Below are 14,133 nucleotides of genomic sequence, written 5' to 3' on the forward strand. Positions count from 1 at the left end.
GGGTGCTGATCCGGGCACCCCCAAGGCTGGAACCGGCATGGCGTCTTCTGCGCAATCCCCCGTCCAAACCCTTCCCAAGTCGCTGGATCTGATCGCCATCGGCCGGTCCAGCGTCGACCTTTACGGCCAGCAGGTGGGCGGCCGGCTGGAGGACATGGCCTCCTTCGCCAAATACCTGGGCGGCAGTCCCACCAACACGGCGGCCGGTGGCGCGCGCCTGGGCCTGCGCACCGGGCTGGTCACCCGGGTGGGGGCGGACCATATGGGGCGCTTCATCCGGGAGGAACTGGAACGCGAGGGTGTGGACGTCACCGGCGTGGTGTCCGATCCGGCGCGACTGACCGCCCTGGTGGTCCTAGGCATCCGCGACCGGGACAATTTCCCCCTGATCTTCTATCGGGAGAACTGCGCCGACATGGCGCTGGACGTCGCGGATCTTGATGCCGACTGGCTGGGCCGCACTGGCGCCGTCCTGATCAATGGCACCCACCTGTCGCAGCCGGGCGCCTTTACCGCCAGCGTGGCGGCGGCCCGACTGGTGAAGGGGACCGGCGGCCGGGTGGTGTTCGACATCGACTACCGGCCGGTGCTGTGGGGCTTGGCCGGCCTTGATCGGGGGAGGACCGCTTCGTTGCCCACGCCGGGGTCACCAACCGCCTGCGCGAGGTGCTGCCCCTGTGCGACCTGATCGTCGGCACGGAGGAGGAGATCCACATCCTGGGCGGCGTGACCGATACGGTGTCGGCCCTGACCGCCATCCGCGGCCTGACCAACGCCGTCATCGTCTGCAAGCGCGGGGCGGATGGCTGTGTGGCCTTCCCCGGGGCCATCCCGGGCGCGGTGACCGACGGGCTGGTGGTCCCCGGCTATCCGGTCGAGGTATTCAACGTCCTGGGTGCGGGCGATGCCTTCATGGCGGGCTTCCTGCGCGGCTGGCTGCGGGATGAACCCTTGGAACGGTGCTGCGCCTGGGGCAACGCCTGCGGTGCCATCGTTGTTTCCCGCCATGGCTGCGCCCCGGCCATGCCCACCTGGCCGGAACTGGAATGGTTCCTGGCCCAGCCCAGCCTACCCCGCCGCCTGCGGGATAGCGCTGAGCTGGAACACATCCATTGGGCCACCACCCGTCGGCACCGATATGACGAACTGACCGTCCTGGCTGTGGACCACCGCAGCCAGTTCGAGGATCTGGCGCGGGAGCTGGATGCCGATCCCGCCCGCATTCCCCAGTTCAAGGCCCTGGCCCTGAGGGCGGTGGAGCGGGTGGCCGGCGGCGATGACCGCTTCGGCCTGCTGCTGGACGGCCGGTACGGCTTCGATGCGCTGGCCAGCGCCGCCGACGCCCCTTATTGGATCGGCCGCCCCATCGAGGAGCCGAAGTCCCGCCCGGTGGTGTTCGAAAGCTCCGCCGACGTGGCCACCGAACTGACGGAATGGCCCTTGTCCCATGTCGTCAAATGCCTGGTCTTCTACCACCCGGATGATCCGGAGGATTTGCGGGAGCGGCAGGAGCGGCAGTTGCTGCGCCTGTTCGACGCCTGCCGCAAGACGCGGCATGAGATGCTGGCCGAAGTGATCGTCCCGGCGGGATTGCCGGTCGACGCCACGACGGTGGCGCGGGCCATCCGGCGCTTCTACGCCATCGGGGTGAAGCCCGATTGGTGGAAGTTGGAGCCGGTGGCGGACCCCAACGCCTGGCGCAACATCGAGGCGGCGGTGCTGGAGAACGACCCCTATTGCCGCGGCGTGGTCCTGCTGGGCCTGTCCGCGCCGGAGGAGGAGCTGCTGGCCTCCTTCCAGGCCGCCGCCCCGTTCGGCATCGTGAAGGGCTTCGCCGTCGGGCGCACCATCTTCTATGATGCCGCGCGCGGCTGGCTTGCCAACCGGCTGGATGAGGATGAGGTGGTGGCCATGATGGCGGGCAAGCTGAAGACCCTGGTCGATGCCTGGCGGCAGGCCCGCGCCGCCGCCATGGGCGGGCGGGCGGCGTGACCGGCGCACGGCGGCGCCTGACGGCCGCCCAGGCGACCGTCCGCTATCTGGTGGCGCAGCAGGTGGATGGGCACGGCGGGCCGGTGCCATACTTCGCCGGCTGCTGGGCCATCTTCGGCCATGGCAACGTGGCCGGGTTGGGGGAGGCGCTGCAGGCCAGCCAGGATGTGCTGCCCACCTACCGCGCCCATAATGAGCAGGGCATGGCCCATGCCGCCATCGCCTACGCCAAGCAGGCGCGGCGCCGGCGGGCCATGGTCTGCACCACCTCCATCGGTCCTGGCGCCACCAACATGGTGACGGCGGCGGCGTTGGCGCATGTCAATCGCCTGCCGGTGCTGTTCCTGCCCGGCGACGTCTATGCCAGCCGCCGGCCGGACCCGGTGCTGCAGCAGATCGAGGACTTTGGCGACGGCACCGTGTCGGCCAATGATTGCTTCCGGCCGGTGTCGCGCTATTTCGACCGGCTGACGCGGCCGGAACAGATCCTGGACGCGCTGCCCAAGGCCATGGCCATCCTGACCGACCCGGCGGCCTGCGGCCCTGTCACCCTGGCCTTCTGCCAGGATGTGCAGGCGGAGGCCTGGGACTATCCCGAGGATTTCTTCGCCCCCCGCCTATGGCGCATCCGCCGCGCGCCGGCCGACCCCTATGACCTGGCCGACCTGGTGGTGCGCATCCGTGCCGCGCGCCGGCCGCTGATCATCGCCGGCGGCGGCGTGCTGTATGCCGGGGCCGAAACCCTGCTGGCGGACCTGGCGGCGGCCACCGGCATCCCGGTGGCGGAGACGCAGGCCGGCAAGGGCGCGCTGACCTGGGACCATCCATGCAACCTGGGCGCCATCGGCGTGACCGGCACCGGGGTGGCCAACGCGGCGGCGGCCCAGGCGGATCTGGTCATCGGCATCGGCACCCGCCTCCAGGATTTCACCACCGGGTCCCGCGCCCTGTTCCAGGGAACGGAGCGCACCTTGGTCCAGGTCAATGTGTCGGCCCATGACGCGGCCAAGCAGGGGGCCGTGGGCGTGGTGGGTGACGCCGCCGCCGTGCTGGCCGGGCTGGCGCCGCTGCTGGCCGGGTGGCGGGTGCCGGCCGATTGGGCGCGGTCCCTGGCGGCGCCGGCCTTGGCCTGGGATGAGGCTTGGCAGGCGGCCACGGCGGCCCCGAAAGACGGGGGCGCGGCCCTGCCCACCGATGCCCAGGTGCTGGGCGCGGTCTGGCGCCAGGCGGCGCCCGACGCTGTCGTGGTTTGCGCCGCCGGCGGCCTGCCCGGGGAACTGCACAAGCTCTGGCGGGTGCGGCGGCCCGGCGGTTACCATGTGGAATACGGCTATTCCTGCATGGGGTATGAGATCGCCGGCGGCCTCGGTGTCAAGCTGGCGGAGCCGGAGCGCGAGGTCCATGTCCTGGTGGGTGACGGCAGCTATCTCATGATGAATTCCGAGATCGCGACGGCGGTCATGCTGGGCCTGTCGCTGACCATCACCGTGCTGGACAACCGGGGCTTCGGCTGCATCAACCGGCTGCAACGCGCCACCGGTGGCGCGCCCTTCAACAACCTGCTGGCCGACACCCGCCACACGGCCCTGCCGGCCATCGACTTCGCCGCCCACGCGGCCAGCCTGGGCGCGCAGGCCACCAAGGTGGCGGACATCGCGGGGCTGGAGGCGGTCCTGGCCCAGGCGCGGACGGGTGGGGGTGTGCACGTCATCGTCATCGACACCGACCCGGCCGTGTCCACCCCGGCAGGGGGCGCCTGGTGGGATGTGGCCGTGCCGGAAGTGTCCGAGCGGCCGTCCGTGCGTGCGGCCCGCGCCGCCTATGACGAGAAAACAAAAGACCAACGCTAGGGAGAGCAGCCCCCATGTCCATCCGCCCCGGGTCCATCCGCTTCGGTGTCAGCCCCATCGCCTGGATCAACGACGACATGCCCGAGCTGGGCGGGGCGACGCCGGTGGAAACGGTGCTGGCCGATGCCCATGCCATCGGGTTCAGCGGGATCGAACTGGGGGGCAAATTCCCCCGTGATCCCGGGGCGCTGAAGCCCTTGCTGGCCAGCCATGGCCTGGATCTGGTGGGCGGCTGGTACAGCGGCGGCCTGCTGGCCCACGACGCTGAGGCGGAGATCGCCGCCCTGCAAGGGCACCTGGCCCTGCTGAAGGCCATGGGCAGCACCGTTTTCGTCCATGCCGAAACCAGCAACGCCATCCATGGTGACCGTGCCCGGCCCCTGGCGCGAACGCCCCGGCTGGATGAGGCCGGGTGGGCCGCCTTCGGCCGGCGGCTGACCGATGTCGCCGACTACATCGCCGGGCAGGGGCTGCGTTTCGCCTATCACCATCACCTGGGCACGGTGGTGGAGCGGCCGGAGGACCTGGCGCGCTTCCTGGCCCACACCGGCTCGTCGGTGGGCCTGACGGTGGATACCGGCCACGCCGCCCTGGGCGGCATCGACGCGGTGGAGGTCATCCGCACCCATCCGGCCCGCGTGGCCCATGTCCATTGCAAGGATGTGCGCCAGCCGGTGTTCCAGGCCCTGATGGACCGGGGGGCAGCTTCCTGGACGGCGTGCTGGACGGCATGTTCACGGTGCCCGGCGACGGGCGCCTGGACTATGGCGCCGTCATGCGCGCCCTGGCCGATATCGGCTATGCCGGCTGGGTCATCATCGAGGCGGAGCAGGATCCCGCCAAGGCCGACCCGCGCCGCTATGGCGAGATGGGCTTGCGCCACCTGCAACAGGCGGCTGCCGGTGCCGGCCTGGCGGTGGTGTCATGAGCGCGTCCCCGCTGCTGGTGCGGCCCCAGGCGCCGGACGCCAACGGCCGTGTGCTGGAGGTGACGCCGCAAAGCGCCGGCTGGGCCCACGTCGGCTTCCGCCTGCACCGGCTGGCCCCGGGCCAAGCCTTGGACGCGGTGGAGCCGGGGCGCGAGGCCTGCCTGGTGGTGCTGTCGGGAACCGCTCAGGTGGCGGCGGCGGGGCTGGATCTGGGGCCCGTCGGCGGTCGCGCCAGCGTGTTCGAGGATAGGGCGCCAGGTGCCGTCTATGTGCCGGCGGGCCAGGATTATCGCGTGGTGGCGACGGATGCGGTCGAATTGGCCGTCTGCACCGCTCCGGGACACGCGGCCGCCGAGGCCCGCGTCATTCCGGAAACGGAAATGCCCCGTGAGGTGCGCGGCCAGGGCACCAACACCCGGTACGTGCGCAACATCCTGCCGGAGGGCAAGCCGGCGGACAGCCTGCTGGTGGTGGAGGTCATCACCCCCGGCGGCCACTGGTCCAGCTATCCGCCGCACAAGCACGACACGGCGGAGGCCGGGCATGAGACGGCGCTGGAGGAAACCTATTACCACCGCCTGAACCCGCCGCAGGGCTTCGCTTTCCAGCGCGTCTACACCGACGACCGCAGCCTGGACGAAACCATCTGCGTGCAGGACGGCGACCTGGTCATGGTGCCGCGCGGCTACCACCCCGTGGGCGCCCCCCATGGCTACGACCTGTATTACCTCAACGTGATGGCGGGTCCGGAACGGCGCTGGATATTCCGCAACGACCCCGCGCACGACTGGATCATGCGGCGGTAGGGGGTCACCCCGCCGTCCTTACCGCGACATCGGGAGTCACCGCCGCCCCGGCTTCGCGCTGGTCGAACCGCGCCCGGGCCCGCAGGATCTCCGGGGTATTGGTGCTGGCCCAGTCCGCCAGTTGAGTCACCGTGTGCAGCAGGTTCTCCCCCAACGGCGTCAGCGCATAGTCCACCCGGGGGGGCACGGTCGCGAACACCGTGCGGGTAATCAGCCCATCCCGCTCCAGACTGCGCAATGTCAGCGTCAACATGCGCTGCGAGATCCCTTCGATACAGCGCTTCAGTTCACTGAAGCGCTTGGGGCCCGATCCCAGCATGACGATGGCAAGGACACTCCATTTGTCCCCAACCCTGGTCAGCACCTCCCTGACCAACAGGCAGGACGACTCACCCCTGAATCCCACGGTTCCCCCAGTGTGCCTCGGTGACCTGAAAGTGCCGTCTTGTGCGTCCATTTGGTTCCCTCAATATACCCGATATCGAAATGAAACCAGGTTATCTGGTGTAACTAAGGGGCATATCTGTGACCATACTCCATGTCGACAGCAGTATACATGGCGATAAGAGCGTGAGCCGTGCGCTCAGCCATTCCACCGTCGCCCATCTCGCCGCGCTGAACCCGACCCGACCCATCATCCGGCGGGATCTGGCTGCCGCGCCGTTGCCCCATTTGGTATCGGGTGAGACCGATCCCTCCGTGGCGGAGGAATTCCTTTCCGCGCAGACCATCATCGTCGGGGCGCCGATGTACAATTTTGGCATTCCCTCGCAGTTGAAGGCCTGGTTGGACCGGTTGGCCATTCCCGGCAAGACCTTCCGTTATGATGCCCACGGTCCCGAGGGCTTGTGCGGCGGCCGCAAGGTCATCGTGGTTTCTTCCCGGGGCGGCGTTTTCTCCGCCGGCTCGCCCTATGCAGCCTTCGACCACCAGGAAGGGCATCTGCAGGCCTTCTTCACGTTCCTGGGCATCCCGGACATCACCTTCGTCCGGGCCGAGGGCCTGGCCCTGGGTGAGGAGGCCCAGCGGCGCGCCCTGCAGACGGCGGAGTCAGAAATCCTCAAACTCGTCGCCTAAAGCGGAGGCGAGGCATACCATGCCCATCCGGATTTCCCCCTTGGGTCGCGTCAGGACGCGTCATGGCGGGCCCAATTTTTCGGTGAGCGGGATCGACCTGCACGGGGCGGCGGGGGACCGCTGCCCCGTCATGGTCCTGGACGACTTCCTGGTTAGCGGCCGGCCATTCCCGCCCCATCCCCACGCCGGCTTCTCGGCCGTCACCTATGTCTTTCCAGACTCCAAGGGCGGTCTGCGCAGCCGGGACTCCCTGGGCAATGACGTCCAGGTCGGCCCCGGCGGTATCGTCTGGACAGAGGCCGGCAGCGGCATGCTGCACCATGAGCTGCCTACCCAGCCCGGCCAACCGCTCCACGGATTGCAATTCTTCGTGAATGCCCGCCCGGCCAACAAACTGGCACCCCCCAGAGTGTTGTGGCTGGATGGGCATGAGGTGCCCGCGTGGCGGAACGATGCGGGCGACCAGGTGCGCATCGTCGTCGGTGAGTTCGGCGGTGTCGTCTCCCCCATGATCCCGCGGGAGCCCTTTTCCCTCCTTGACCTGAACCTGCGCACCACGCTTACCCTTCCCCTCGCGGCGGACCAGGTCTGTGTCGTCTATGTCCTGTCCGGCGAGATCAGCCTAGGGGCCGGCCATGACACCATGGCGTTGACAGCCGCCGACGTCGTGACGCTGCACGGCGATGACGGCCCCCTGACAGTCCAGGCGCGTAAGCCAGCCCAGGCGCTGGTGTTCCTCGGATTGGAGATGCCCGACCCGGTGGTCATGCACGGTCCGTTCATCATGAACGCGCCGGCGCAAATCAACGACGCCATCCTCCGCTACCAAAAGGGCGAAATGGGCAGGCTCGCGCCCCTCCCGGGTGATGAGTAAGGCCGCCGTGCCATCCAGGCTTCAGAAGCCATCTGGAATCACAGAGGTATGATCATGACGAAGTCGATCGCCATTCTCGGCGCCGGCCCTGGCCTTGGCGCGTCCCTGGCCCGCACGTACGGGAAGCAGGGGTATGCTGTCGCCCTGGTGGCTCGGCGGGCCGCCGCCCTGGAGGCGATGGTGGCCCAGCTGAGCGGCGAGGGCATCACGGCCGCCGCTTTCACCGCCAATCTGCGGGATCCGGTAGAGGTCACAGCGGCCATGGCCGATATCCAATCGCGCTTCGGAGACATCGAGACCCTCTATTACGGTCCCAGCGCGCCAGAGGTGTTCGTTCCGGCCTTTTCCCTTGCGCCCGATGACGTCAAGGCGAAGACAGAGCTTTTCCTTTACGGCCTGGTCGCCGCGGTGCAGGCGGTGCTGCCCGGCATGCGACGGGCGAAAGCGGGCACCATCCTCGTTGCCCTGGGCGGATCGGCGGCCGTTGGCCTGCCCTTCATGAGCGGCCCAGGACCCGCCCTGGCCGCGGCGCGGAATTATCTCCACTCGCTGCATGGCGAGTTGGCCAATGAGGGCATCTACGTGGGCATGCTCACCCTTTCCGCCGTCATTCGGCAGAGCGCCTGGCATGCCGGGCTGATCTCGGGTGACATCAAGATCGATCTGCCGCCGGGCTTCGCGATCCCGGAGATCGAGCCCTCGGACCTGGCCCAGATGCTCTGGCAACTGGCGGAGGCCCGCCAGGCGCCGGAATTGGTTTATCCGGCCGCACCCTGACGGGACTGGGGGCCTGTGATGAGTCATGGGCCCCACCGGCCGCGTGAGCGGCGGTTGGAATGGACCGGTGACCTATCCCTCTGTGTTCAACAAACAGGGCTTGAGACGCCCTACGGTCCATCGGCCATCTGCGCGCCCGCCGAATTCCAATTTCATATGCGCGTCAGCTTGAAATAGAATTTTCAAATCAAAAATAGTTAAAATAGAAAAAATGAATTGACTTGGCTCCCCGTCGGGCGTTCCTTTGTGGCTAGAACGGTGCGCTGAATCCGTGTTCCCCGGGGCGGGTGCCCAGGGAGCCAGCCGCCGCTCCACAAAAATCGGGGAGCAAGACATGGGCCTGGGCAAATTCAGGGCTGGCCTGCTGGCGGGATCGACGATGTTGGCGTTCTCGCTGCCGGCCATGGCGGGTAGCATCACGGGCACGATCGTGGACCCGGCAACGGGCAAGCCCCTGCCGGCCACGGCCATCACCATTCCCGGTACATCCTACACCACCGCCTCGGGTGAGGACGGTACCTTCACCCTGGCCAACGTGCCGGAAGGGACCTACATGGTGACGGCTGCGCGCGCCGGCCTGCACACCAGTTCGACCCGCGTGACCGTGCCCAAGGATGGCTCGGTCATGGTCAGTTTCGAGGCGTACTCCGCGGCGCTTGAGGAAATCGTGGTGGCGGCCAACCGCTATCAGGCCTCCAGCCTGCAGATGAACGCCAGCAACACGGTCGACGTCATGTCGGCGGCGGACCTGGAACACACGGCGGTGCACAACGTGGCGGAGGCCTTGGGCCTGCTGCCGGGCGTGAACGTCATGAACACGGGCCAGTCCTTCGTGGGCGGCATCGACGGCGCGTCGCGCGGCGAGGGCATGTTCACCTCCATCCGCGGCCTGAACGGCGAGTACAACGTCAACCTGATCAACGGCGTCAACGTGGCCCAGGGCATGCCCTACAGCCGCGAGGTGCAGTTGAGCCTGCTGCCTCCCTCGGGCCTGAGCACCATCGTCGTCAACAAGACGTCAAAGGCCGACATGGACGGCGACGCCATCGGCGGCACCGTCGATTTCCGCACGCCCACGGCCTTCGACTACAACCAGCCGCTGATGTTCAGCTTCACCGCCAGCGGCCGGCTTGAGACACGGGCGCAGGACTACAACAAGAGCAGCCTGGGATACGGCCTGGCGGGCGAGGCGGCGGGTAAGTTCGGCCGCGACAACCAGTTCGGCGTCTATGTCAGCGCCTATTACGACATCCGCCATTACGCCAACAGCGAAATGGGCGCGGTGATGGAGTCCACCTGCTGCGACAACGCCTGGGCCTTCGCCGTGGCCAACGCCGACGGCAGCAACCCCAGCAACCTGGACCCGTCCAAGAACCTGGAGACCACGGGTTTCAACGCCGGCGTCTCCTCCGGCTATACGGAGCGCTACGGCGGCAACGTCTCGCTGGACTGGCGACCGGACGACACCACCAGCGCCTTCTTCCGCCTGGGCTACGCCGTGGCGCAGACGGAACAGAACAGCACGCTCAGCCAGTTGGTCGGCATGAACGTGACCTATGACCAGATCGGCAGCACCAGCCTGTACCGACCCAATATCCAATATCTGTCCACCCGCCTGTGGTACGAGACCAACCCGGAATATTCCGATCTGGCGACGGCGCAGCTGGGTGGTGAGAAGAAGTGGGGCAACTGGACCGTCAGCCCCAGCGCCTTCATCAGCTGGGGCGACAATGACCGCCCCAACCACATCGAAATCTCCACCCGCTCCACCCAGAACGACGGCAACGGCTTCGCCTACGGCAACAGCACGCTGGCGACGTATGTGAACGACCTGCCCTATCCGCTGGTCAGCTCACAGATCATTTCGCAGTTGGGCAACGTCGCCAGCCTGCCGGCGCGCGACCGGGGCGAGCTGACGGAACAGTACAGCGGCCAGGTGCGCGGCGGTGGCAAATTGGACGTCCGCTACGACGTGAACGCCGGTCCGCTGGACTTCATCAAGTTCGGCGTGAAGTACCAGGACAGCGAGCGCCAGGTGACCAACCGCGACTGGTACAACGGCAACTTCAGCGACGGCCGCACCTTCGGCTCGCTGGGCATCATCAGCGGCAATTATTCGTCGGTCTATCCGGGCGTCTACAATTGGTCCGTGCCGGTGATCGACCAGGCCGCCCTGTTCCGCCTCTACAACACCTATTCCAGCCCCAGCAACCTAGACAGCTGCAGCAGCCTGTATGTCAACAACTGGAACTGCAACACCCAGAAGGGGACGGAAGCGGTGTCGGCCGCCTATGTCCTGGCCAACCTTAAGTTCAACGACCTGGAGGTCATCCCCGGCTTCCGGTTCGAGCACACGGCTATCCACAACACCTTCTGGGTCACGCCGCACGATGCCGATGGCAACGAGCTGGCGGGGCATTGGGGCTATAACTCCACCCACTACAATGAGCCGCTGCCCAGCATCTTCGCCAATTACCGGCCCAACGACGATTCCGTCTACCGCGCGGCCATCTGGACCAGCTACACCCGTCCGCCCTTCGTGCAGTTGGGCGGCGGCTCGCAGACCAGCATTTCCAACGGCGTCACCACGATCACCGAAGGCAACCCCAACCTGAAGGCCATCACCGCCGTCAACTATGACGTCTCCGGCCAGTGGGACACGGGCCACGGCGGCAACCTGATGGTGGCGGGTTATGCCAAGCAGCTGTCGAACTACATCTACGATAACGGCAGCACCTATACCAACTCGGCAGTCACCAACAGCAGCTCTGTGATCTTCCACCACCCCACCAACGGCGGGGATGGTCAGGTCTATGGCATCGAACTGTCCGCCCGGCAGAAGTTCCAGGACATGCCGGCGCCCTTCGATGGCTTCGGCCTCGGCGCCAACCTCACGCGGCAGTGGACCTCGGTCAACACCAAGGCGGCGGGGCTGGACCCGAACGAGCGCATCCAGAACGCCCCGGAATGGATGGCCAATATCGAGGCCTTCTATGAAAAGGACGGCTTCACCCTGGACCTGATCTATCACTACACCGGTGCCTATGTGGCCCAGTACGATTACCTGGGCCTGGGCAGCAGCTGGGATGACCTGTGGGTCCGGTCGTCCCAGCGGGTGGATCTGCATGCCGGCTACGACTTCGGCTACGGCGTTCGGGCCGACCTGTCGGTGGCCAACCTGTTCGACGACGTGTCCTACTGGTCGCACATCGGCAAGTCGAGCCTGGCCATCTCTGACGTGGTGGAGACGGGCCGGACCATCCTGGTCAGCATGAAGTACAGCTACTGATCCGCTTTGAGATGAAGGGTCCCGGTGGCGATCACCGGGACCTTTTTCTATTCTGCGCGGGTCTGATCGGCGGCGTGATCCGCGATCTGAACCAGCGATGACGGAGGGCCTTTCCCATGATGACACGGCGTGACCTGCTGGGCGGCGTCGCCACGGCGGCCCTGGTGCCGCTGGCGGGCGGTGTGTCGGGCGCCTTCGCCGCCGCCAAGGCGGCCGGGGGCTTTTGCCGGCATGTCGACCCCTTCATCGGCACCGGTGGCCATGGCCATACCTTCCCCGGCGCCACCGTCCCCTTCGGCATGGTGCAGTTGAGCCCCGACACCAACACTGCCGGCTGGGACGCCTGTTCCGGCTATCACATCCAGGACACCACCATCCTGGGCTTCTCCCACACCCATCTCAGCGGCACGGGCGTGGGTGACATGATGGACGTGCTGGTGGTCCCCAGGGTGGGCCCGGTGCGGTTGGATCCCGGCACGCCCGAGGCCCCGGGCGAGGGCTACCGCGCGCCCTTCGACCATGCCGATGAACAGGCGTCGCCCGGCTATTACCGTGTACGTTTGAAAGACAGTGGCATCGAGGCCGAACTGACGGCCACGGCGCGGGCGGGCCTGCACCGCTATCGCTTTCCCAAGGGGAAGGACGGGGCGCACCTTCTCATCGACCTGGCGCACGGCTACCAGGACCCCGCCGGCTCGGTCACCCGCATCACCGGCGCCACGTTGCGCCTGGTGGGCAACGACACGCTGGTCGGCGGCCGCCAGGTTCATCAGTGGGGGCAGGGGCGCGTCATCCACTTCGCGCTGAAACTGTCACGGCCCTTCGCCGGGGCAAGGCTCTACACCAACGATCACGCCCTGCCTGAGGGGGCTAGGGAGGTGCAGGGCGCTGCGCTGAAATGCGTGCTGGACCTGCACGACGCCGCGTCCGCCCCCCTGTTGGTCAAGGTGGGACTGTCGGCCGTCGACGTGGACGGCGCCCTGCGCAACCTTGAGGCTGAAATCCCCGGCTGGGATTTCGACGGCGTGCGCGCGGCGGCCACAGCGGCGTGGGAGGCGGAGCTGGGCCGCCTGGCGATCACCAAAGGCGGCGACGCCGCCGACCTCAAGATTTTCTATACCTCGCTCTACCACGCCCTGCTGGCGCCCACCCTGTTCAGCGACGTGGACGGCCGCTACCGCGCCATGGACAGCACCGTGCGCCAGTTGCCGGCCGGGGCCAACAACTACTCCACCTATTCACTGTGGGACACCTATCGCGCCCTGCATCCGCTGTTCACCCTGGCGCAGCCACCCCGGCGCGTGGGCGACATCGTCGGCGGCCTGGTGCGCATGGCGGAGGAAAGCCCCGCCGGGCCGCCCGTCTGGCCGTTGCAGGGCACCGAGACGGGCTGCATGATCGGCTGGCATTCCGCCGTGGTGCTGGCCGAAGCCGCGGCCAAGGACATTCCCGGTGTCGATTACGCCCGCGCCTGGCCCATTTTCCGCAAACAGGCGTTCCAGGGCCAGACCAGCGGCCTGCCGGAATACCGGCGCCTGGGCTATATCCCCAGCGACACGGTGGAAGAGGCGGTCAGCAAGACCCTGGAATACGCCTATGACGACTGGGCGATCGCGCGGCTGGCCGAGGCGGCAGGCGCGACGGAGGAGGCCCGGACCTTGCGCCAGCGTTCCCTGAACTATCGCGCCCTGTTCGACCGCGACGTCACCTTCATGCGCCCGCGTTTCACCGACGGCAGCTGGGCGCAGGCCTTCGACCCGCGCGGTATGGGCCATAGCCGCAAGTGGCGCGATTTCACCGAGAGCAACGCCTGGCAGGCGACCTTCCTGAACCAGCACGACATCTATGGCTACATGGCCATGTTCGGTGGGCCGGCGGCATTCGAGGCCAAGCTGGATGAGCTGTTCACCACCAGTTCCGACCTGCCGGACGACGCGCCGCCGGACATCGCCGGCCTGGTGGGCCAGTACGCCCATGGCAACGAGCCCAGCCACCACATCGCTTACCTCTACGCCTATACCGGTGCCCACCATAAGACCCAGGCGCGGGTGCGCAGCCTGCTGAAGACCATGTACCGGGCGGACCCGGATGGCCTGGCCGGCAACGAGGATTGCGGCCAGATGAGCGCCTGGTACCTGATGAGCGCGCTGGGCCTATACGCCGTCGACCCCGTCACGCCCATCTACGTCTTTGGCTCCCCCCTGTTCGACCGGGTCGAGGTGGCGGTGGGTGAGGGCCGGACCCTGACCATCGAGGCCGCCGGCAACGCGCCCGACAGTCCCTATATCCAGTCGGTGACCTGGCAAGGCAAGCCGTACACCCGCAGCTGGATCCGGCATGCCGACCTGGTCCGGGGCGGGCGGCTGGTATTCACCATGGGGCCCAAGCCCAACCCCGCCTTCGGCGCCGGCAAGGACGACCAGCCGCCCTCCTTCACGGGCTCAAGCGCTTGAGACGCTTTTGCCGTTCCGTCAGCCCCCTGGACATGGCATGATTTATTTAATTCATTTTCATTAAGATAAGCCTGTCCAGGGGGCGCT

Annotated in this window: 11 protein-coding genes and 1 pseudogene; 11 read left to right on the plus strand and 1 reads right to left on the minus strand. The window is 67.3% G+C overall.

Going from position 1 to position 14,133, the window contains the following annotated elements:
- Window positions 1–37: 37 nt before the first annotated feature.
- The 6 genes and pseudogenes from UCD39_RS26615 (at window position 38) to iolB (ending at window position 5,576) form a co-directional block, all read left to right on the plus strand.
- A complete protein-coding gene (locus tag UCD39_RS26615; protein ID WP_330498636.1) occupies window positions 38–688 on the plus strand; it encodes a PfkB family carbohydrate kinase in 651 nt (216 codons plus the stop codon).
- A complete protein-coding gene (locus UCD39_RS26620) occupies window positions 667–1,992 on the plus strand; it encodes a PfkB family carbohydrate kinase (RefSeq protein WP_330498637.1) in 1,326 nt (441 codons plus the stop codon). The genes UCD39_RS26615 and UCD39_RS26620 overlap by 22 nt, the downstream gene beginning before the upstream one ends.
- Window positions 1,989–3,842 (plus strand): 3D-(3,5/4)-trihydroxycyclohexane-1,2-dione acylhydrolase (decyclizing), encoded by a 1,854-nt coding sequence (gene iolD, locus UCD39_RS26625; RefSeq protein WP_330498638.1) that lies wholly within the window; start codon window positions 1,989–1,991, stop codon window positions 3,840–3,842. The genes UCD39_RS26620 and iolD overlap by 4 nt, the downstream gene beginning before the upstream one ends.
- Window positions 3,843–3,919: 77 nt before the next feature.
- A pseudogene (locus tag UCD39_RS26630) lies at window positions 3,920–4,471 on the plus strand (TIM barrel protein); the annotation flags it as partial.
- 89 nt (window positions 4,472–4,560) lie between these two features.
- A complete protein-coding gene (locus tag UCD39_RS26635) occupies window positions 4,561–4,770 on the plus strand; it encodes a TIM barrel protein (protein WP_330498954.1) in 210 nt (69 codons plus the stop codon).
- Window positions 4,767–5,576, plus strand: coding sequence for a 5-deoxy-glucuronate isomerase (gene iolB / locus UCD39_RS26640; protein ID WP_330498639.1), 810 nt, complete (start codon window positions 4,767–4,769; stop codon window positions 5,574–5,576). The genes UCD39_RS26635 and iolB overlap by 4 nt, the downstream gene beginning before the upstream one ends.
- A 4-nt stretch (window positions 5,577–5,580) precedes the next feature.
- Here iolB and UCD39_RS26645 read toward each other — a convergent pair whose 3' ends face one another.
- The gene (locus tag UCD39_RS26645) at window positions 5,581–6,033 is read right to left on the minus strand and encodes a winged helix-turn-helix transcriptional regulator (protein ID WP_330498640.1); all 453 of its coding nucleotides are present in this window, start codon (window positions 6,031–6,033) and stop codon (window positions 5,581–5,583) included.
- A 68-nt stretch (window positions 6,034–6,101) separates the two neighbouring features.
- Between UCD39_RS26645 and UCD39_RS26650 the strand changes: the two genes are divergently transcribed.
- From UCD39_RS26650 to UCD39_RS26670, 5 genes are all read left to right on the plus strand, one after another.
- The gene (locus UCD39_RS26650; protein WP_330498641.1) at window positions 6,102–6,653 is read left to right on the plus strand and encodes an FMN-dependent NADH-azoreductase; all 552 of its coding nucleotides are present in this window, start codon (window positions 6,102–6,104) and stop codon (window positions 6,651–6,653) included.
- A gap of 82 nt (window positions 6,654–6,735) precedes the next feature.
- Window positions 6,736–7,527, plus strand: a complete 792-nt coding sequence (locus tag UCD39_RS26655) for a pirin family protein (RefSeq protein WP_330498642.1) — start codon at window positions 6,736–6,738, stop codon at window positions 7,525–7,527.
- A gap of 48 nt (window positions 7,528–7,575) precedes the next feature.
- Window positions 7,576–8,304 (plus strand): SDR family NAD(P)-dependent oxidoreductase, encoded by a 729-nt coding sequence (locus UCD39_RS26660; RefSeq protein ID WP_330498643.1) that lies wholly within the window; start codon window positions 7,576–7,578, stop codon window positions 8,302–8,304.
- A gap of 334 nt (window positions 8,305–8,638) precedes the next feature.
- A complete protein-coding gene (locus tag UCD39_RS26665; protein ID WP_330498644.1) occupies window positions 8,639–11,593 on the plus strand; it encodes a TonB-dependent receptor in 2,955 nt (984 codons plus the stop codon).
- A gap of 116 nt (window positions 11,594–11,709) precedes the next feature.
- Window positions 11,710–14,046 carry a GH92 family glycosyl hydrolase gene (locus UCD39_RS26670; protein ID WP_330498645.1) on the plus strand — a complete coding sequence of 779 codons (2,337 nt, stop codon included), beginning with the start codon at window positions 11,710–11,712 and terminating at the stop codon, window positions 14,044–14,046.
- Window positions 14,047–14,133: the final 87 nt, after the last annotated feature.

Origin of the sequence: Nitrospirillum karajorum (assembly GCF_036348415.1) — a bacterium.
In the GTDB taxonomy this organism is placed as follows: domain Bacteria; phylum Pseudomonadota; class Alphaproteobacteria; order Azospirillales; family Azospirillaceae; genus Nitrospirillum; species Nitrospirillum amazonense_B.